Source organism: Candidatus Frackibacter sp. WG13 (assembly GCF_900114655.1).
In the GTDB taxonomy this organism is placed as follows: Bacteria; Bacillota; Halanaerobiia; order Halobacteroidales; family Acetohalobiaceae; genus Frackibacter.
Genome location: NZ_FOTT01000004.1, coordinates 12,575 through 33,194, shown reverse-complemented (window position 1 = coordinate 33,194; position 20,620 = coordinate 12,575). Strand labels below are relative to the sequence as shown.

Below are 20,620 nucleotides of genomic sequence, written 5' to 3'. Positions count from 1 at the left end.
TAGTTGATGGAGGTTGAATAAGATGCAATTGGAGACACGAAAGATTACAATAGTAGGAATTTTAGGTGCAGTATCGGTTGTGCTAGGAATGACTCCCTTAGGTTTTGTGCCGGTGCCTACGCCAGCGGGGGCAGCGACTATTATGCATATCCCGGTTATTATTGGCGCTATCTTAGAAGGCCCTTTGGTAGGTGGTTTAGTAGGGTTAGTCTTTGGAGTGTTCAGCTTTTTGAGAGCAGGAAATCCTTTTGTAGCAGATCCGTTAATTGGGATTTTACCTCGGGTTTTAATCGGTATTTTGGCTGCGTATAGTTATAAATTAGTATCTAAAGATTCATTAGCAGTTGGGTTGGCAGCAACTGTAGGAACTTTAACTAATACTATTGGGGTTTTAGGATTATCAGTTTTAAAAGGCTATTTACCTTTGGCAGGAGCGATAGGGATTGGTATTACTCACGGTCCTCCAGAAGTGGTTGTAGCAGTTATTATTGTTTTGTTAGTAGTTAGAGTTTTGGATAATAATAGGTAATGAGGTTAAGGCTGATCATAAGTCTATGACAATTACTGCTTTTAGTTTGATAACTTTTTAGTGGGCTATTCTCAGCCTAAAAAACAAGGCTGACCATAAGCTTATGATAACTACTGCTTTAGTTTGATAACTTTTTAGTGGGCTTTACTGATACTGACAACTGATATTGATTACTAATTTATTTATATGAAGAGGGGTGGAAATATGTTAAAGTTAAAGACTGAGGCTCCAGAGGAGACAATTGAATTAGGTGAGAGATTAGGTGAAGTGCTTAATAGTGGTGATATTATCTGTCTTCAAGGTGATTTAGGAGCAGGTAAGACATATTTAGCAAAAGGAATATTAAAGGGATTAGGGGTAGAAAGAGAGATAACTAGTCCTACTTATACTTTAGTTAACGAATATCAAGGACGTTTGCCTGCTTATCACATAGATCTTTATCGGGTATCTGATTATAAAGAGTTATATGATATCGGATTTGAAGAATATCTTTATGGAGAAGGAGTGACAATTATTGAGTGGCCAGACAAAGCTGGTTCTTTAATGCCCGATAACTATTTAAATATTATAATTAAAGGTCATGATAATACAAGAACTATTAAGGTTATTCCACAGGCTAATAAGTATATTTCGTTGGTTACGGAGTTGAAGAAGAATGTTGATTTTAGCTTTAGATAGTTCTACAAAGACAGGGGCAGTTAGTCTATGTCAGAATGAAAGGATAATTGCAGAGTATAATTTGAATTTGAAGATGACTCATTCGCAACGGTTGATGCCTCAGGTCGTTCGTGTGATGGAAGAGGCACAGGTAGAATTAAATGAGTTAGATGGAATTGCAGTTGGAGTTGGACCTGGTTCGTTTACAGGCATTAGAATAGGTGTTGCTACAGCTAAAAGCTTAGCGCAGGTAGTAGAGATTCCAATTGTTAGTGTCTCAACTTTGGAAGTTTTAGCTAATAGTTTAGTACATACTGATAAATATATCTGTCCTGTAATAGATGCTAGAAGAGAAAGAGTCTATACAGGAATCTATAAAGAGAATGTAGATGGATTAAAGAAGCAAGTCCTTTCTGAAAGAATGATTCCTGTAACAGATTTAGTTCAAAAAATTGGACGAGATTTTAATGAGGAGACTATCTTTGTAGGAGAGGCAACAGATAACTACGGTACAATAATCAAGGGTGAGTTAGGGAAACAAGCTCAATTTTTACCTAGTATATATAATATAATTCGTGGTGGAGTCTTAGGTAGAATTGGATCTATTAAGTTGAAAGCCGGCGAAGATGATGATCTTTTTAAGGTCAACCCTAATTATTTAAAGCGTTCTCAAGCTGAAATTGATTGGGAGCGGAGGTTAGAGAATAGGTAAGGATGGAGATAGTTTTGAAAGAAACTAATAATTTAGATTTAAATGTAGAATATATGAAGACATCTGATTTAGACCAGGTATTAGTTATTGAAAAAGAAGCTTTTAATTCACCTTGGTCAAGAAATGCGTTTAAGAAGGAGATAACAAAGAATCGTTATGCAAATTACTTTGTAGCTAAGAACGAACAAGAAGTAATAGGTTATATAGGGGCTTGGATTATTTTAAATGAAAGCCATATTACTACTTTAGCGGTTAATCCTGATTATCGACGGCAAGGAGTAGCTAAAAAATTATTGATAACTCTTTTCGGTCGGCTTGTAGAAGAAGGCGTTAATAAAGTGACGTTAGAAGTTAGAGTTTCTAATCAGTCAGCGCGGAGATTATATACTGATTATGGATTTGATGAGGCGGGTATCCGGAAGAACTATTATCAAGATAATAAAGAAGATGCAGTGATTATGTGGAAGACTTTAAAGATTAAATAATTAAGGGGTTAGATTATATTATGGGAAATGACTTGATTTTAGGGATTGAATCATCATGTGACGAAACGTCAGCAGCAGTAGTTGAAAACGGGAGAAATGTATTATCAAATATTATTGCTTCACAGATAGATTGGCACCGTAAGTTTGGTGGTGTAGTGCCTGAAATTGCTTCTCGTAAGCATGTTGAATTAATGAATCCGGTTATTGAAGAGGCTATGGTGGAAGCAGGAGTTAAATTTGCAGATTTATCAGCAGTGGCAGTTACATATGGTCCAGGATTAGTCGGTGGTTTATTAGTGGGGATAGCTGCTGCTAAAGGTATAGCTTATGCCCAACAGATACCTTTAATAGCTATTAATCATATTGAAGGGCATATCTATTCTAATTTTATTGCTCATGAAGATCTAGAACCGCCTTTAGTTTGTCTAACCGTTTCGGGAGGGCATACTGATTTATTATATTTCTCTGAATTTGGAGAATATCAGATATTAGGTAGAACTAGAGATGATGCAGCGGGAGAATCTTTCGATAAAGTAGCTAGAGTCCTAGAGTTGGGGTATCCCGGAGGACCAATTATAGATAAATTAGCTAAGGAAGGTGATGAGGAAGCAATTGACTTACCGCGCCCTCTCATCAATGCTGATAATTATGACTTTAGTTTTAGTGGACTAAAGACTGCTGTTTTAAATTATATTAATAATCAAGAGCAACGAGGGGAAGAGATTAATAAGGCTAATTTAGCCGCTAGCTTTCAGCAAGCAGTGGTGGATATCTTAGTTGCTAAAGTGATTAAAGCGGTTAAAGAGACTAAGGTTAAGAATGTAATTTTAGCCGGAGGTGTAGCTTCTAACCGACAATTAAGAGTAGAACTAGAGAGTAAGTTGTATGATTTAGGAGTTGAATTACATTTCCCACCCCCTAAGTTATGTACAGATAATGCAGCTATGATTGCTAGTGTAGGTTACTACCATTGGAAGAGTGGTATGCGGACAGATTATGACTTGAATGCAGAACCTAATTTGCAGTTGGGGTAAAGGAGAGTAGAGAATAAAATGAAATATTCATCTAAACAACTAATCATTCTATCAGCTCAAGAACGTAATATTCTACCTATTACTTCTGTTTGTAATCTAAATTGTCTTTTTTGTAGTCATTATTTTAATCCAGAAGGGGTTGAAGTCTTTAATTGTGGGCATCAGAGTTTAAATGAGGTAAAGGAAGTTGCTGATTTTTTAGACCCACAAAGAAAGATTGTAATTGGCGAATCTATTACTCGCATTATAGAAGGTGAGCCATTTGCCCATCCAAAATTCAATTCTATTTTAAATTACCTACGTAAGCGCTTTCCTGAAACTACAGTTCAAATTACAACTAATGGGTCATATTTAAATAATAAAAATGTTAGGGTATTGAAAGATTTGGGTTTAATAGAATTAAACCTTTCTTTAAATAGTTCACAACCTATTTGGCGTAAAAAAATAATGGGAGATCAAAATGGGAAAAAGGTTTTAAAAGGAATAGAAGAGTTGGCTAAGTTTGAGATTCCTTATCATGGCAGTATTGTAGCAATGCCTATGATTAGCGGCTGGGATGAGTTAGAAAAAACAATTAGTTTTTTAGATAGTAATCATGCTCAAACTGTAAGGGTATTCTTACCAGGTTATACTAAGTTAACGCCATCTGAATTGCAATTTGATTTAGAATTATGGGAAGAGCTAAGTAACTATATTAAGGAATTGAATAATAGATATAGAGTTCCTATTATGGTAGAACCTCCTTTGCTTGAAGATATGAATGTGAAGTTAAAGGGGGTAATTTCTGGTTCACCAGCGGATATATCTGGTTTTAAAAAAGGTGATGAGATTATAAAAATAAACCAAGAAACTGTAAAGACAAGAGTGGATGCATTTAATAAATTATTAAATGCTAAGACAGCCGTTATAGAGTGTAAGCGTAGTGGTCAAATCATTGAAATTTCATTAGAAAAAGAATCTGGTGATAGACCGGGAATAGTTTTAGATTATGATATTTCTTCAAAACGAATAAAGAAGATAGAACAGATAATTACTAGTAAAGTTGTGAAGAAGGTGGTATTATTAACGTCTGTTTTAGGTGAAAGAATAGTTAAGTTGGGGGTTGAAAAGATTATAGATGAATCGCTATCTGAAATAGAAGTCAAAATCTTGCCAATTAAGAACAAGTTTTTTGGTGGAAGTATTATGGCAGCAGGACTGTTAGTAGCAGATGATTTTTTAGATGCTATTTATGAGTATCAAGCTGAAATCTTAGAAGCTGATTTAGTCTTTATTCCAGAGAATCCTTTTAATAATTGGGGAAATGATTTGGTTGGTAAGTCTTATGAGGTAATAAAGGATGAACTGGATTGTGAGGTAGCTTTGGTTTAAGTTAAGGTTGAGGATTAGACTAAGGTTGAGGCTAAGGCTGAGGTTGAGTAATAGAATAATTAATCTGAATTGGAATGGAATTTTAATATAGAATTTGGATTAAGGATATAGATATACAACCAGCGTGGACACGCTGGTTGTGGTAACTTTACTCCTTCATAATTAATTGATTATGAAAGCACATAGATAAATTTTAATTATTTAGTGCTTGTAAAGGTGCTGGAATTCTTCCACCGCGGTTTACAAAGTCATCTGAGCTAAATTGGTTTACATCAATAATTGGTGCTCTACCTAATAAGCCACCAAATTCTACGTAGTCACCTACATCTTTGCCTGGGACAGGAATAATCCGCACAGCGGTTGTCTTCTTATTGATCATACCGATGGCCATTTCATCAGCTATGATAGCAGCGAGGGTTTCTTTAGAAGTTGAACCAGGAACTGCGATCATATCTAAACCTACGGAACAGACTGAGGTCATTGCTTCTAGTTTACTTATACTTAAAGCTCCTACTTCGGCTGCTTCGATCATACCTTGGTCTTCACTAACCGGAATGAATGCTCCGCTGAGTCCTCCGACATGTGATGATGCCATAGCACCACCTTTTTTAACTGCGTCATTTAATAAAGCTAAAGCATCAGTAGTACCATGAGTACCACATCTTTCTAAGCCCATACTTTCTAAAATATTAGCTATGCTATCACCAATAGCAGGTGTAGGTGCTAATGATAAGTCTACAATGCCAAACGGAACGTCTAACTCCTTAGAAACACTATTGCCGATTAATTCTCCCATGCGAGTAATTTTAAAAGCAGTTCGTTTAATAGAGGCCGATAACTCACTAAAATCAGCTCCGGGAATCTTATCAACTACATTTTTAACTACTCCTGGTCCACTAACTCCTACATTAATCACTGCTTCTGGTTCACCAACGCCATGGAAAGCTCCGGCCATGAATGGATTATCTTCCGGCACATTAGCAAAGACGACTAATTTAGCACAACCAATGGCGCCATTATCCTTAGTTAAATCAGCAGTCTTTTTAATTACATCGCCCATCTCTAAAACTGCATCCATATTGATACCAGCATTAGTGGTGGCTACATTAATAGATGAGCAAACACGGTCTGTTTTGCTTAAAGCAGCAGGAATGGACTTTATTAAGTTTTTTTCTCCTTTAGTGTAACCTTTATGTACTAGCCCAGAGAATCCACCAATAAAGTCAACTCCTACTTCTTTAGCAGCCTTGTCCATTGTTTCAGCAATGCTGCTATAGTCTGTTTCTTGACAAGTACCTGCTATAGTAGAAATGGGAGTAACAGAGATTCGTTTATTAACGATTGGTACTCCATATTTAATTTCCATCTCTTCTACTGTCTCTACTAAATTTTTAGCATAAGTAGTTATCTTATCATATATCTTCTGATTTAAGACTTTGATATTACTATCTGCACAGTCACGAAGGTTGATACCCATAGTAACTGTTCTAATATCAAAGTTTTCCATTTCAATCATTTTAATAGTTTCGATTATTTCATCTGGATTGATGAGCATTAAATTTCCCTCCTTACATAATTAGACACGGTGCATATAGCGGAAGATATCTTCATGTTGAGTCATAACTTTTAAATCTAATTCTTGTCCGGCGTCTTGTAATTCGTTTTGTAATTCTTCAAAACTGATATCTATTTCAGAAATATCAACTAACATAATCATAGAGAATAGATCTTGTAATAAAGATTGACTAATATCAATAATATTAGCTTTGTGTTCAGCTAAAACAGTGGTGATATTAGCTACGATACCTACTTTATCTTCTCCTAAGACTGTAACAACAATTCTATTATTCTTTTCTTCTTGCATTATATAAGCACCTCCGTTTAATTTAATGTAATTTTGATAACAATAATATATGATTTTATAGTTAATGTCAATGAAATATTAATAATGGAAGGGGTTATTAGATTGGATTTTATATCAATAGGTTTTCAAGAAAGGGATTGATTGAAAAAGATTGATTATTTGAGAATAAACTAGTAATTAGCATTTAATTGCCCCTAACCATAATTATAACTGCTAAATGGTTATAAATCAAGGTTGATTTTAAGTGGTGTCTTATGTATTATTAATACTGGAATGATTAGCACTCACTGTTAGCGAGTGCTAATAACAAATATTTAATTTTAAAAATATATAAGGAGGTTTTGGTAATGGGAATTAAACCTTTAGGTGATCGAGTAGTTGTGCAAGCATTAGAAGCGAAAGAAGAGACTACTGAAAGCGGAATTGTACTACCAGATAGTGCAAAGGAAAAGCCGCAAGAAGGTAAAGTTGTAGCTGTAGGAGAGGGTAAAAAATTGGATAGTGGTGAACGATTAGAGTTAGATGTGAGTGAAGGAGATAAAGTTGTATATGGTAAATATGCTGGAACGGAAATAGAGTTTGATGGGGAAGAGTACTTAGTAATTAGTGAGAAGGATATATTAGCTATAGTTGAATAATATCCTTTAATTAATCGTAAATCAATTGTTAAATAAATCATTTGAATAAAATTTCAAGGAGGTTGTGTACATAATGGCAAAGAAACTAAAGTTTGGTGAAGAGGCAAGAAGAGCTTTAGAAGATGGTGTTAATAAGTTAGCTGAAGCTGTTAAGGTTACATTAGGCCCAAAAGGTCGTAATGTAGTTTTAGAGCAAGGATTTGGTGCTCCATTAATTACTAATGATGGTGTTACTATTGCTAAAGAGATTGAAGTGAAAGATCGTTTTGAAGATATGGGTGCACAGACTGTAAAGGAAGTAGCGACAAAGACTAATGATGTTGCAGGTGATGGAACTACTACTGCAACAGTTCTAGCTCAGGCAATCATTAAAGAAGGAATGAAGAATGTAGCTGCTGGAGCTAATCCAATGGTACTTAAAAAAGGGATCGATAAAGCTGTAAATAAAGCTGTAGAAGAGATTCAAAAGGTGAGTAAGCCGATTGAAGATAAAGAGTCTATTGCTCAGGTTGCTTCTATTTCTGCTGCTGATGAAGAAGTAGGAAATTTAATTGCTGATGCAATGGAAAAGGTAGGTCAGGATGGAGTTATCTCTGTTGAAGAATCTAAGACAATGGGAACTAGCTTAGAAGTAGTTGAAGGTATGCAGTTTGATAGAGGTTACTTATCTCCATATATGGTAACTGATACTGATGAAATGAAAGCTAACTTAGATGACCCATATATTCTTTTAACTGACCAAAAGATCAGCAATATTCAAGATATTCTACCTTTATTAGAAAAAGTAGCCCAGCAAGGTAAGAAGCTATTAATTATTGCTGAAGATGTAGAAGGAGAAGCTTTAGCTACATTAGTTGTAAATAAGATTCGAGGGACATTTGAATGTGTAGCTGTTAAAGCACCTGGATTTGGTGATCGTCGTAAAGCAATGTTAGAAGATATCGCTACTTTAACTGGAGGTCAAGTAGTTACAGAGGATAAAGGTCTACAGTTAGAAAGTACAACTGTTGATATGTTAGGTCAAGCTAGAAATGTAACCATTACTAAAGATGATACTACTGTTGTTGACGGTGCTGGAAATGAAGCTAATATTAAGCAGCGTGTGGAACAGATTCGTCGTCAGATTGAAAATACATCTTCTGACTTTGATCGAGAAAAGTTAGAGGAAAGATTAGCTAAGTTAGCCGGTGGAGTTGCTGTAATTAAGGTTGGTGCAGCTACTGAAACTGAGCTTAAAGAGAAGAAATTAAGAATTGAAGATGCGTTAGCTGCTACGCGTGCTGCTGTTGAAGAAGGTATTGTAGCCGGTGGTGGAACGTTATTAGTAGATATCTTACCTGGATTAGAAGATTTAGGTCTAGAAGGAGATGAAGCTACTGGTGCCGATATCGTTCGTCGTGCATTAGAAGCCCCAGTAAGATTAATCGCTGATAATGCTGGATATGAAGGTTCAGTAATCGTAGAGAAAGTTAAGAATGAAGAATTAGGTGTCGGATTTGATGCTTATAATGGTGAGTTTGTTAATATGATTGCAAGTGGAATTGTAGATCCGGCAAAAGTAACTCGTTCTGCTCTTCAGAATGCTGCTAGTGCTGCTGCTATGTTACTAACTACTGAAACATTAGTAGCTAGTGATGATGAAGATGATGATAATGGTGGCGGTGGAATGCCTGGTGGAGGAATGCCAGGTGGAATGGGCGGAATGCCAGGAATGATGTAAATTAGTTTTGATAAGAGAATAGTTTCATTTTTAATCCCCTTTGGAATATTCCAAAGGGGATTACTGATTTAACAGTATAAAAATTGAATTATCTTTTACTATTCAAGTATAAAATAATTTTCTGTCTAATCTACTATAGGATTTTTCTTGACAACAAATAGAATCTGCTTTATACTACCAATAGAACTTAATATAATTTTATATGATTTTGTTATAAATTGCGTATAATTTCAAGAATAAGGCTTGATAGTTTCTACCGGTTAGCCGTAAACTAACCGACTACGGAATTTAGGTATAATAATCTATTCTCTAATTATATATACCTATATTTCAATTCTACTAGCCAAGCTATTAAGTTGTAAGTCTTAACTTAGATGATAGCTTGGTATTTTTGATTTGTGATTAAAATTCTTATATAAGGAAGTTTAACAATTTAATTATGCAGGAACCTTATATAGATATAGTAATTTTCAGGAGGGAAATAATTATGCAAGAAGAACATGAATTAGTCTTAGTCTTAGATTTTGGAGCACAGTACAGTCAATTGATTGCCCGACGCGTAAGAGAATGCGATGTTTATTCTAAAGTTTTGCCCTATAGTACGTCGATTGAGAAGATAAAGGAGCTTAATCCTAAAGGGATTATCTTTTCAGGTGGACCGGCTAGTGTCTATGGTGATGGTGCTCCTTATGTAGATGAAGAAATTTTTGAATTAAGAGTGCCAATCTTAGGAATCTGTTATGGAATGCAATTAATGAGTCACTTACTACCTGGAGGAGAAGTTAAAGCAGCAGAACATAGAGAATATGGTAGTGCCGAATTAATTATTGATCAGGAGATGGACCTTTTAGATGGATTAGGAGGACAGATTAAGTGTTGGATGAGCCATGGGGATCGAGTAACAGAGATACCAGATGGCTTTGAAGTTATTGGTCATACGACTAATTCTCCAGTAGCTGTAATCGGTAATGCTGAAGCTAAATTTTATGGTGTACAATTCCATCCAGAAGTAGTACATACTCCACAAGGTACAGAGATAATCAGTAATTTCTTATTTAAAGTCTGTAATTGTAAAGGAGATTGGACAACCTCTAATTTTATTGAAGAGCAGATAGCAGAGATTAAGAAAGAAGTTGGTGAAGCTGAAGTAATCTGTGGTCTGTCAGGAGGAGTAGATTCTTCAGTAGCAGCAACATTAGTTCATCAAGCTATTGGTGATCAATTGACTTGTATCTTTGTTGATCATGGTTTATTGCGAAAAGGTGAAGCGGAAGAGGTACAAGAGACTTTTGGTCAAGAGTTCGATATGAATCTTATTTATGTAGATGCTAAGGAACGTTTCTTTAATAAGTTAGCTGGGGTTGCTGATCCTGAAGAGAAGAGAAAGATAATTGGCAATGAATTTATTAAGGTTTTTGAAGAGGAAGCTAATAAGATAGGGGAGGCTAAGTACTTAGTTCAAGGGACTATCTATTCTGATGTAATTGAAAGTGGTGGTACCGATGATTCAGCCACCATTAAGAGTCATCATAATGTAGGTGGGTTACCAGAGGATATGGAATTTAAATTAATTGAACCGTTGCGTAATATCTTTAAAGACGAAGTGCGGGAGGTTGGAGAAGAATTAGGTCTACCAGAAGAGATAGTTTGGCGCCAACCATTTCCTGGACCTGGTTTAGGGATTAGAGTTTTGAGAGAAGTTACACCGGCAAAAGTAGTAATCTTACAAGAGGCAGATGCAATACTGCGGGAAGAGATAAAGAAAGCTGGCTTAGATCGAGAGATATGGCAGTATTTTGCGGCTTTACCGCCAATGCGTAGTGTAGGTGTAATGGGTGATGAAAGAACTTATAATTATACGATCGGTTTAAGAGCAGTTAAAAGTGAGGATGCTATGACTGCAGATTGGGCTAGAATTCCTTATGAAGTTTTAGAAAAAATTTCAATTAGGATAACTAATGAAGTTGAGCAGGTAAATAGAGTAGTTTATGATATCACATCTAAGCCACCAGCAACTATTGAATGGGAGTAAACCATTAATTCACTACTATCCTAATAAAAGTTAAGGTGCAATCTGATAAACACGAACATTAAATAATAAATTTTAATTAATATTAGGATTAAAGTTGACAATTTTAGAATATCATGCTATAATATCCGTATAATTAAGAGGATAAGTGTTATAAACCGAACAAGGAGGAGAATTGATTTATGAATAGTTCAGGACAAGGGGCAGCAGAAAAAGGTCTTTTAGAAAAACTTTTTAAGTTGAAAGAGAATAATACAACAGTTAAGACGGAAATTATCGCTGGCTTAACTACATTTATGACTATGGCTTATATCATTATAGTAAATCCGATCATTCTTAAGGATGCAGGAATGCCGTTTGAAGCAGTAATGGCAGCAACTGTAATCTCCGCAGCATTTGCTACTTTAATTATGGGGTTATATGCTAATTATCCATTTGCATTAGCGCCAGGGATGGGACTAAATGCGTTCTTTACTTATACAGTAGTTTTAGGTATGGGGTTAAGTTGGCAAGCAGCTTTAGCAGCAGTATTTGTATCTGGTATCTTCTTTATTTTAATTACTATTACAGGAATTAGAACTGCTATAGTAAATGCGATCCCTACTTCATTAAAAAGAGCAGTTAGTGCTGGAATTGGTCTATTTATTGCTCTAATTGGACTTAGCAATGCTAATATTATTGTTGCTGATAAAGCTACTTTAATTAGTTTAACTGAGAATTTAGCTGAACCGAATACACTTTTAGCTTTAATTGGGTTGGTTATTATTGGTGTGTTGATGGCAAAAAGAGTTAAAGGTTCTATTTTAATTGGAATCATTATTACTACTATCATTGGGATTCCATTGGGAGTTGTAGAGATTAAGGAAGGCTTTTCACCATTTGCATTAAAGTTTAATTTAGAGACTTTAGGTGCTTTTAGACAAGGAATTCCTGAATTAATGAACTTTGGAATGTTGAACGTAATTTTAGCTTTCACATTTGTTGATTTATTTGATACTATTGGAACACTAGTTGGTACTGGAGCTCGGGCAGGAATGTTAGATGAAGACGGCAACTTGCCTAAGGTAGGTAAGGCATTAATGGCTGACTCTTTAGGAACTACTTTTGGTTCGATTCTAGGAACTAGTACAGTAACTACTTATGTAGAGAGTACTGCTGGAATCGTTGAAGGTGGTCGTACTGGATTAACAGCAGTAACTGTAGCGGTTTTATTCTTAGCTTCTTTAGTTATTTCGCCATTAGTATTATTAGTGCCTGAGGCAGCTACAGCACCAGCATTGATTATCGTTGGAGTACTAATGATGGGAGCTATTACGGATATTGATTTTGAAGATTTTACAGAAGCATTCCCAGCATTTATGACGATTGTTATGATGCCGTTTGCTTATAGTATTGCGGAAGGAATTGCAGCAGGAATTATCATTTATCCAGTAGTTAAATTAGTTGCTGGAAGATCAGATGAAGTACATCCAATGGTCTATATTCTAGCTTTACTATTTATAGCGCGTTATATATTTATGTAAGATTGTAATTTAGGTTGAGGTTTAGGTCAAGGTTGAGTTTAAGGAATGAAAGTAATGTGGAATTTGAAAGTTCTTGAGAATGTTGAATTTGTTTAGTTGACAATATTTTAATGTAAAGGAGAGGGGGATTCCCCTCTCCTTTGTTGTCTTTGAAGCGGTCAGACTTATATTAAGTTTGGCTGCTTTCTAATTTACAGAGGTATAGAGGAATTTGTTTTTAAACCGTGAAATAATTATGTAGTTAAGAAAATTTCATAATTAAATTTCAAGCATAATTAATACGGAATTTTTTGGCGTCCGTAATTAATTATGCAAGATTATTATAATAGATATATTCACTTAGAATGAATAAAAAGGTAGTTTAATAGAGGAGGTAGTATTAGATTGGCATCGAGGAAATCAAAGAAGGAAGAAGTTATAGAATCAATTAATGAGAAGGCTAGCGATAAGGCTTTAAAATGTAAGGTGGCACAAGAATTAGCTGAAGAGTTAGGGGTATCTACACGAAGAATAGGTGAAATAGCTAATGAAGTTAATATTAAAATAAAAAATTGTCAATTAGGATGTTTTTAGGGAATAATTAATTTAAATAGATTGATTTGGATAGTTTAATTGCAAGGTGGTACTTTTGGAATAGACTATTTATTAATTAGGTGGAAGGAGTTTGGATTATGGAATTTTTTGAATTAATTACTTCTGTAGAAGCACGACAGATTATTGAAGACAATATTAGTAGTTTGCAGTCTAATTCTAAAGAAAAAATTCATATTACTCAAGCTTTAGACCGGGTAACTGCAGAAAATGTAATGGCACCAGAGAGTTTGCCGGCTTTTACTAAGTCGGTAATGGATGGTTATGCTGTAAAAGCCGAAGATACTTTTGGGGCTAGTGAAGAGAAACCTCAAACTTTAGAGCTGATTGGTGAAGTAAGAATGGGGATTGAACCAACAATGAAATTAGAGAAGGGAGAGGCAGTTAAGATTCCTACTGGGGGAATGTTACCTTCAGGCGCAGATGCAGTCGTTATGGTTGAAGATACATTACTTGAGGAAGAAAGGGTTCAAATCTTTAAATCCGTTTCTCCAGGTCAGAATATAGTGAGCAAAGGTAGTGATATTGAAGCGGGTCAGCAATTATTACCTAGGAATCACCAACTAAGGCCGCAAGATATAGGTGCTCTAGCTGGGGTAGGAGTAGAAGAAATATTAGTATATAAAAAGACTAAAGTAGGTGTCATTTCTACAGGAGATGAATTGATATCATTAGGGAACGATTTAGAACTAGGTCAAACGCGTGATATAAATACTTATTCTTTGGGAAGTCTAATTGAAGAATTAGGTGCTATAACTGTTGAAGGTAAGATTGTTGAAGATGAATTTGCTAGCCTTAAAGCAGCGATTGAAGATTTGGTGAAGAAAGTTGATTTCTTGGTCATCTCTGGTGGTAGTTCAGTAGGAACTAGAGATGTGACTTATGAAGTTTTAGATGAGAACGGAGACGATGGAGTATTAATTCATGGTGTCGCTGTTAAACCAGGAAAACCAACTATCTTTACTATGATAGATGATGTGCCGGTTTACGGATTGCCAGGTCATCCTGTCTCGGTGATGGTGATCTTCAAAAAGTTTGTGGCGCCTTATATTAAGAAAAGAATGGGAGTTAAGAATAAATTAAATACTGTTAAAGCAAAGTTTAGTCAGAACTTGAGTTCAGCACCAGGAAGAGAAGATTATTTGCGCGTAAAATTGGAAGAAGAGGAAACAGGTCTAGTAGCTAAACCTGTTCGTGGAGGATCAAGCTTAATTATGACTATGGTAGAGGCTGATGGTTTAGTTAAAGTTCCTTTATCTAAAGAAGGTTTAGTGACTGGGGAAGAAGTAGAAGTAGAGTTATTATAGTAATTAATTTTGCAAGTGAGGTGTAAAGAATGAAGGATAGAAATATTTATTTAGATAAAGTTCCTTTATCAGAAGCGCGGAAGATAATTTTAGATAATTTTAGAGCAAAGTATTCAAAGAAGAAGACAGAGGTAATTCCTGTAGAAGAAGCTTTAAATAGAGTTAATGCTGAAGCTGTTTTTGCTAAAAGTTCGGCACCACATTATTATGCTTCAGCTATGGATGGGGTAGCTGTAGACGTAGAGGTTACGTTTGGAGTTAGTGACCGTAATCCTAAAGAATTAACTATTGGTGAAGAAGTCTTCTTTATTGATACTGGAGAACCGATTCCTGAAGGATGTAACGGAGTAATTATGATTGAGGATGTCAATCAGATAGACAAGGATACTTTAGAGATTACTCAAGCTGCTACACCGTGGCAGCATATAAGAGCTATTGGAGAAGATATTAATGCTGCGGAATTAGTTTTATCAGCTAATACTAAAATTGGTCCTGCAGAGATAGGGAGTCTTTTAGCGTCAGGAGTAACAGAGATAAAAGTTAATAAAGAACCTGTAGTTGCTATCTTACCAACTGGGACTGAATTAGTGGAGCCAGGTGTTCAATTAGAAGCGGGAAATGTCGTTGAATATAATTCACGTGTAATTAGTAGTCAGGTGCAAGAATGGGGAGGACAACCGAGCAGGCTTGATAAGATTAAAGATGATTATGAACTAATTAAAAAGAAAGTTGAAAACTTAAGCAAGGAACATGATATAGTATTAATTATTGCTGGGTCTTCGGCTGGTAGTGAAGATTATACTTCGCAAGTGATTGAAGACTTAGGAGAATTACTTTTCCATGGTGTAGCCATTAAGCCAGGGAAACCATTAATGGCTGGATTAGTCAATGGAAAGTTAGTAATTGGCGTGCCAGGTTATCCGGTTTCAGCTTATTTAAATACGCAACTTTTTGTTAAACCACTAATAGAAACTTTTTTAGGCTTATCGATTAGCAAACCATTAGAAGTAGAAGCAGGGTTAGTTCAGAAATTAATTTCTAAATTAGGACAAGAAGAATTTATACGGGTTAAGCTAGTAGAAATAGATGGTACTTTAAAGGCGATACCGCTTAAGCGAGGAGCTGGTGCAATTAATTCAGTGGCGAAGGCCGATGGTTTTATAAGAGTTCCAGCATTAAGTCAAGGCTTACAAGTTGAAGATAAGATTAATGTAGAGCTTCACAAAGGAATAAATTATAGACAGAATTTATTGGCGGTTGGAGAGCAGGACTATGTTTTTGAATTATTAAAGGATCAGTTAGCTTTAGATGCAGAATTAAACTTACATCTTAAAGATGTAGATAGTAGGACTGGGTTAGAATTTTTAAGACAGAAACAAGCTAATATGGCATTATTGAAAACGAATAACCTTGAGACTCTTAAAGAAACCATCTCATCAATGGAAGAGTTGGAGCAACAATTAGTAGTGGTTAACTTAGTTAGGAGTCAAATAGGTTTAGCTGTTGCTTCTGGAAATCCAAAGGCGATTAATGAATTACAGGATTTAGTTAAAGAAGATGTATTATTTGTTAATAGGCAGCAAAGAGCGGCTAGCAGAGAAGTTTTAGACAATAAATTGCAAAATTTAAAGATTAATGATAAAATCATAAGGGGATATGAACATGAAGAAAGTACAGATTTAGGTGTGGCTAATTTAATTAAAGAAGGTATTGTGGACGTGGGGTTGGTTAGTCAAGGAGTAGCTGAGTTGTTTGGTTTAGAATTTATTTCTTTAGGACAGGTTAATCTTAATTTAGTATTATCAGAAACAGAATTTGCAACTGATAGGATGCAGAGTTTATGGGAAATAGTTAAGTCGTCTAAATTTAAAACACGATTGAAGAATATATTAGGTTATGATACGAAGGAGACAGGAGAGATTATATATAGAAAGTAGGTGCTGACTAATGCAAGATAATTATAGACGAGAAATTGATTATTTAAGAGTGTCAGTTACTGATCGTTGTAATTTAAGGTGTTTTTATTGTATGCCAGAAGATGGAGTTGAATTAAAAGGTTGTAATGATATCCTTCGTTATGAAGAGTTATATAAGATCATAAAAACAGCTACTAAGTTAGGAGTCAGTAAGGTAAGATTGACCGGGGGAGAACCTCTGGTAAGGAAGGGTTTAATTGACTTTATTAGAGATATTAAAGAATTAGGCATAGAAGATTTAGCAATGACTACTAATGGAACTTTATTAGCCAAATATGCTAGTGATTTAGCAGAAGCAGGATTAGATAGAGTTAATATTAGTTTAGACACATTGCAGACTAAGAAGTTTGATGAAATAAGTCGTACCAATCATTCTTTATCTCAGGTGATGTTAGGTATTAAAGAAGCACAAAAAGCAGATTTAAATCCGATTAAGTTAAATGTAGTATTAATTAGAGGAGTTAATGATGATGAAATAGAAGATTTTGCTAAACTGACTTTAGATAGTGAGGTTGCAGTTAGATTTATTGAATTGATGCCTTTAGGGGAAAGCTATAATTGGGCAGATGAGAAATATATTTCGATTGCGGATGTTAAGAGAGAATTAAATAAGATTGATGGTCTTATACCGGCTGAAGTTAAGCAAGGAAATGGACCGGCTAAGTATTATCGTTTTCCAAAAGCTAAAGGGAAGCTTGGTTTTATTAGTCCTATTTCTGATCATTATTGTAGTGATTGTAATAGGGTTCGTTTAACTGCCGATGGATTTTTAAAGCCTTGTCTACATGCTGATAATGAATTTAACATTAAAGAGCTATTACGGGCGGGAGTAAACAATGAAGAGTTGGAACGAGCAATTGCTAATTCTATTTTTAATAAGCCTAAAAAAGGTTTAGGAATAGAGGATCTTTCTAATTTTAATACTAACCAAAGAAAGATGTCGCAGATAGGAGGTTAATCTATGACTGAAAAGGGACAGGATTTTACCCACTTTAATGAAGCAGGAAGAGCTAAGATGGTCGATGTCAGTAAGAAGCCAGTAACAGAGAGAAAGGCAATTGCTGAAGGTAAAGTTTATACTAGTGCTGAGACTATTAACCGAATTCAAGAAGCAAAGATTAAAAAGGGTGATGTATTAGGTGTAGCCCAAATCGCTGGTATTATGAATGCAAAGAAGACTAGTGATATTATACCTATGTGTCATCCGTTAAATTTAACCGGTGTTGATTTAGATTTTGAGATTAATGATGAAGATAGCTATATTAGAATTGTAGCGGAAGTAAAGATAAGTTCACAGACAGGAGTTGAGATGGAAGCTTTAACCGCAGTTTCAACTGCTGCTTTAACTATTTATGACATGTGTAAAGCGGTAGATAAAGGAATGGAAATTGGAGAAATTCGATTATTAAAGAAGACCGGTGGCCAAAGTGGTGATTTTGTTAGAGAGATCGATTAAACTTAAGGAGTGGTATTGATGGCAGAAATTTTAGCAGTATCAATTAGTAAGAATAAGGGTGAACAGAAGACTAATAAAAATGCTGTTACTTTAAAGGAGAATCATGGGATTGTCGGTGATGCTCATGCTGGAGACTGGCATCGACAGGTTAGTCTCTTGGCTCAGGAGAGCATAGATAAGATGATAGATAAAGGTCTAGATGTAAGTGCAGGTGATTTTGCTGAAAATTTAACTACTAAGGGAATTGATCTACTTGACTTAGAGATTGGTAGTCGAATTAGAGTTAATAATGAGGTAGTGCTTGAGATTACTCAACAAGGAAAAGAGTGTCATGACCGGTGTGCTATTTATCATCAAGCTGGAGATTGTGTAATGCCTCGGGAAGGAATCTTTGCTAAAGTAATTCAGGGAGGAAAGGTAGAACCGGGAGATAAGATTGAGGTGGTAGATAATGATTAGAGTTGGTATCATTACAGCCAGTGATAAAGGTTCTAAAGGTGAACGTGAAGATGAGAGTGGACAAGTAATTAAAGAGATAGTAGCTGAAATAAATGGTGAGGTAGTCAGTTATCAAATTGTACCGGATGAAAAAGAAGAATTAAAAGAAGTAATGCTAAAGATGATTAATAAGGAGAATGTTGAGCTACTCTTAACTACTGGAGGTACTGGTCTGGGACCTCGTGATGTAACTCCAGATGCTACTTTAGAATTAATAGAGAAAGAAGTACCTGGCTTGGCTGAAGCAATGAGGATGGAGAGCTTAAAAGTGACTAATCGGGCTATGTTATCTCGGGCAGTATCTGGAATATTACAAGAGAGTTTAATAGTTAATCTACCAGGTAGTCCTAAAGCGGTAAGTGAGTGTTTAGAAGTTATTTTACCAGCAATCCCCCACGCAATAGAGTTGATTAGAGGCGAAGTAGGCGATTGCGCTCGTTAAACTTAATACTTTATTCCACTTTAATACTTTAAAGCACTAGCATTTTTAGCAAAGATTCGTTATAATATAGGTAAAGGCTTTTACCTGGAGGTGTTTTTAGTGAGCTCACATTTGAAAGATGACTTTACAGATCAACTTTTTGAAGCAATTTTAGCATTAGAATCAATAGATGAATCCTATAAGTTTTTTGAGGATATATGTACCGTTAATGAGATCAAATTGATGGGACAGAGATTAGAGGTTGCTAAGATGTTAAATGAGGGAGCAACTTATGATAAAATTGCTGAGGTTACTGGGGCTAGTACGGCAACTATTAGTAGAGTAAAGAGATGTTTGAACTATGGCGCTGGTGGATATCGATTAATTCTAGAAAGAGTTTTTACAGATGAATAAGGTGATAAATTCCTTCCTAATTAAACATACTAAGAGATAGCTTAGTCGTTTAAGATAGGGAGGTTTTTTTATGCAGGTAGTTCAAGCTACTTTTCGTCCTGGTGAGGGGAAGGAAGCGATAGAATTACTAGAGACTTTAGGTTTAGATATTAAGGATTATAAGTTAATCACATCTGAAACGGGTGATCTTTTAATTATTAATCTATTATATGGAAATACAGATGTAGTTCTAGATAATCTTTCTGAACATTTTAATTTTGAAGAGGATGATGATAGGAGTATGGTTATCTTTACGCCAGATACAATTATTCCTCGTGATAAAGATAAGATTGAAGAGTCTTCATTTAAAGCCAATCGGGAATCATTAGTTACATATGCTCAGAATAATTCTACGATTAATGACCATTTTATATTTTTAGCTATTATGGCTGCAATTATAGCATCCATGGGTTTGATATTAGATAATACCCCTGTGATTGTAGGTTCAATGATTATTGCTCCGGTATTTGGTCCAATTGTAGCAATCGCTATGGGAATTGTCTTAGGGGATTTCAAATTAATGGGCAAAGGGATAATGTCAGAAACAGCAGTCTTATTAATAGCTGTAATTATTGGGTTATTAATGGGGGCTATTACACCAAATATAGCCATTACTAATGCTTTAAGAGTAAGAATGTTTCCGACAGTAGCAGATATTTTAGTAGCACTAGCTGCAGGAGGTGCAGGTGCTTATTCATTGATCTCCGGTGTTAGAGCTCAGATTGTTGGGGTGGTAATTGCTGCTGCTTTAATTCCGGTAATGTGTACTGTTGGCATCGGGATTTCTTTATTAAACTTATCTATGGTAGGGGGAGCTTTATTACTTTTAGGAGGTAACTATTTGGCTTTGATTCTAGCTATTATTGGAGTCTTTTATTTTAAAGGATTGAAACCACAGATTTGGTATAAATTCAAAGCGGAGAAATTGATTAAAAAAAGCTTAACGTTGATAATAGCTGCTGTTATAATTTTGAGTTTACCTCTTTCTTGGATAACCTATCAGCGGATGATTAAAGAAAAGCCAGAAGAGATAGTGCGTAAGATATATAGAGATAGTTTTGGAGATGAGTTAGAAACCGACTTACTAAGGATTCAAGTTACTGGTAATGAAGTAGAGTTATTCATTTATACTCCACAAGGAACTAATGAACATTTTTTTGAATTACTAGAAAAGAGAATTAGGAGAAAACTTGGTCCTGATGTTAGAATTTACTTTGAAGTAGTTCAGACTAAAAGATTTCAATTACCCTTAGATTAGTGCTTGACAAGATTTCTTGCTTCTGATAGAATTAAAATAACATATATTCTGAGTGATTTAGTAGGGATTAGTTCAAAAATCGATTTAAGGAGGAATTA

The 20,620-nt window shown here is 35.2% G+C and carries 21 protein-coding genes and 1 riboswitch; of the genes, 19 read left to right on the top strand and 2 right to left on the bottom strand.

The features are described 5' to 3' along the window. Positions 1-22: 22 nt before the first annotated feature. The 6 genes from BM077_RS03455 to BM077_RS03430 all read left to right on the top strand — a co-directional run bounded on the left by BM077_RS03455 (position 23) and on the right by BM077_RS03430 (position 4,788). Positions 23-529 carry an ECF transporter S component gene (locus BM077_RS03455; protein ID WP_089748321.1) on the top strand — a complete coding sequence of 169 codons (507 nt, stop codon included), beginning with the start codon at positions 23-25 and terminating at the stop codon, positions 527-529. A gap of 204 nt (positions 530-733) precedes the next feature. Continuing rightward, positions 734-1,207, top strand: a complete 474-nt coding sequence (gene tsaE / locus BM077_RS03450) for a tRNA (adenosine(37)-N6)-threonylcarbamoyltransferase complex ATPase subunit type 1 TsaE (protein ID WP_089748322.1) — start codon at positions 734-736, stop codon at positions 1,205-1,207. Then, positions 1,185-1,898 (top strand): tRNA (adenosine(37)-N6)-threonylcarbamoyltransferase complex dimerization subunit type 1 TsaB, encoded by a 714-nt coding sequence (tsaB, locus tag BM077_RS03445; RefSeq protein WP_089748323.1) that lies wholly within the window; start codon positions 1,185-1,187, stop codon positions 1,896-1,898. Before tsaE ends, tsaB begins: the two co-directional genes overlap by 23 nt. A 14-nt stretch (positions 1,899-1,912) precedes the next feature. Then, positions 1,913-2,383, top strand: coding sequence for a ribosomal protein S18-alanine N-acetyltransferase (gene rimI / locus BM077_RS03440; RefSeq protein WP_255361545.1), 471 nt, complete (start codon positions 1,913-1,915; stop codon positions 2,381-2,383). Positions 2,384-2,403: 20 nt separating this feature from the next. Beyond that, a complete protein-coding gene (gene tsaD, locus BM077_RS03435) occupies positions 2,404-3,417 on the top strand; it encodes a tRNA (adenosine(37)-N6)-threonylcarbamoyltransferase complex transferase subunit TsaD (RefSeq protein WP_089748325.1) in 1,014 nt (337 codons plus the stop codon). 18 nt (positions 3,418-3,435) lie between these two features. Then, on the top strand, positions 3,436-4,788 hold the full coding sequence (locus BM077_RS03430) for a DUF512 domain-containing protein (RefSeq protein ID WP_089748326.1): 1,353 nt from the start codon (positions 3,436-3,438) through the stop codon (positions 4,786-4,788). Positions 4,789-4,981: 193 nt separating this feature from the next. On the opposite strand, the gene BM077_RS03425 is transcribed toward BM077_RS03430, so the two are convergent. Together BM077_RS03425 and BM077_RS03420 are read right to left on the bottom strand one after the other, a co-directional pair. Further along, entirely contained in the window at positions 4,982-6,343 is a 1,362-nt protein-coding gene (locus BM077_RS03425) for a PFL family protein (RefSeq protein ID WP_090095137.1), read from the bottom strand. Positions 6,344-6,364: 21 nt separating this feature from the next. Next, positions 6,365-6,652, bottom strand: coding sequence for an ACT domain-containing protein (locus BM077_RS03420; RefSeq protein ID WP_089748328.1), 288 nt, complete (start codon positions 6,650-6,652; stop codon positions 6,365-6,367). Between the two features lie 347 nt (positions 6,653-6,999). On the opposite strand from BM077_RS03420, the gene groES reads away from it, so the two are divergent. The 13 genes from groES (at position 7,000) to BM077_RS03355 (ending at position 20,522) form a co-directional block, all read left to right on the top strand. Next, positions 7,000-7,290, top strand: a complete 291-nt coding sequence (gene groES / locus BM077_RS03415) for a co-chaperone GroES (RefSeq protein WP_089748329.1) — start codon at positions 7,000-7,002, stop codon at positions 7,288-7,290. Positions 7,291-7,363: 73 nt separating this feature from the next. After that, on the top strand, positions 7,364-9,010 hold the full coding sequence (gene groL, locus BM077_RS03410; protein WP_089748330.1) for a chaperonin GroEL: 1,647 nt from the start codon (positions 7,364-7,366) through the stop codon (positions 9,008-9,010). A gap of 200 nt (positions 9,011-9,210) precedes the next feature. Beyond that, positions 9,211-9,312, top strand: a riboswitch (purine riboswitch). A gap of 185 nt (positions 9,313-9,497) precedes the next feature. Then, a complete protein-coding gene (gene guaA, locus BM077_RS03405; RefSeq protein WP_089748331.1) occupies positions 9,498-11,042 on the top strand; it encodes a glutamine-hydrolyzing GMP synthase in 1,545 nt (514 codons plus the stop codon). Between the two features lie 179 nt (positions 11,043-11,221). Next, positions 11,222-12,562 carry an NCS2 family permease gene (locus BM077_RS03400; protein WP_089748332.1) on the top strand — a complete coding sequence of 447 codons (1,341 nt, stop codon included), beginning with the start codon at positions 11,222-11,224 and terminating at the stop codon, positions 12,560-12,562. Between the two features lie 384 nt (positions 12,563-12,946). After that, positions 12,947-13,135: a hypothetical protein gene (locus tag BM077_RS03395; protein ID WP_090095135.1), complete on the top strand. Its 189-nt coding sequence runs from the start codon at positions 12,947-12,949 to the stop codon at positions 13,133-13,135. Positions 13,136-13,233: 98 nt separating this feature from the next. After that, on the top strand, positions 13,234-14,460 hold the full coding sequence (locus BM077_RS03390) for a molybdopterin molybdotransferase MoeA (protein WP_089748334.1): 1,227 nt from the start codon (positions 13,234-13,236) through the stop codon (positions 14,458-14,460). A gap of 29 nt (positions 14,461-14,489) precedes the next feature. Then, complete coding sequence (locus BM077_RS03385; RefSeq protein WP_090003429.1) at positions 14,490-16,397, top strand: molybdopterin biosynthesis protein; 1,908 nt, start codon at positions 14,490-14,492, stop codon at positions 16,395-16,397. Positions 16,398-16,407: 10 nt separating this feature from the next. Beyond that, on the top strand, positions 16,408-17,394 hold the full coding sequence (gene moaA, locus BM077_RS03380; RefSeq protein WP_089748336.1) for a GTP 3',8-cyclase MoaA: 987 nt from the start codon (positions 16,408-16,410) through the stop codon (positions 17,392-17,394). A 3-nt stretch (positions 17,395-17,397) separates the two neighbouring features. Then, positions 17,398-17,892, top strand: coding sequence for a cyclic pyranopterin monophosphate synthase MoaC (gene moaC / locus BM077_RS03375; protein WP_089748337.1), 495 nt, complete (start codon positions 17,398-17,400; stop codon positions 17,890-17,892). A 15-nt stretch (positions 17,893-17,907) separates the two neighbouring features. Continuing rightward, a complete protein-coding gene (locus BM077_RS03370) occupies positions 17,908-18,351 on the top strand; it encodes an MOSC domain-containing protein (RefSeq protein ID WP_089748338.1) in 444 nt (147 codons plus the stop codon). Further along, entirely contained in the window at positions 18,344-18,832 is a 489-nt protein-coding gene (locus tag BM077_RS03365; protein ID WP_089748339.1) for a MogA/MoaB family molybdenum cofactor biosynthesis protein, read from the top strand. Before BM077_RS03370 ends, BM077_RS03365 begins: the two co-directional genes overlap by 8 nt. Positions 18,833-18,931: 99 nt before the next feature. Next, positions 18,932-19,225, top strand: coding sequence for a YerC/YecD family TrpR-related protein (locus tag BM077_RS03360; RefSeq protein ID WP_089748340.1), 294 nt, complete (start codon positions 18,932-18,934; stop codon positions 19,223-19,225). A gap of 70 nt (positions 19,226-19,295) precedes the next feature. Then, on the top strand, positions 19,296-20,522 hold the full coding sequence (locus BM077_RS03355; protein WP_089748341.1) for a TIGR00341 family protein: 1,227 nt from the start codon (positions 19,296-19,298) through the stop codon (positions 20,520-20,522). Positions 20,523-20,620: the final 98 nt, after the last annotated feature.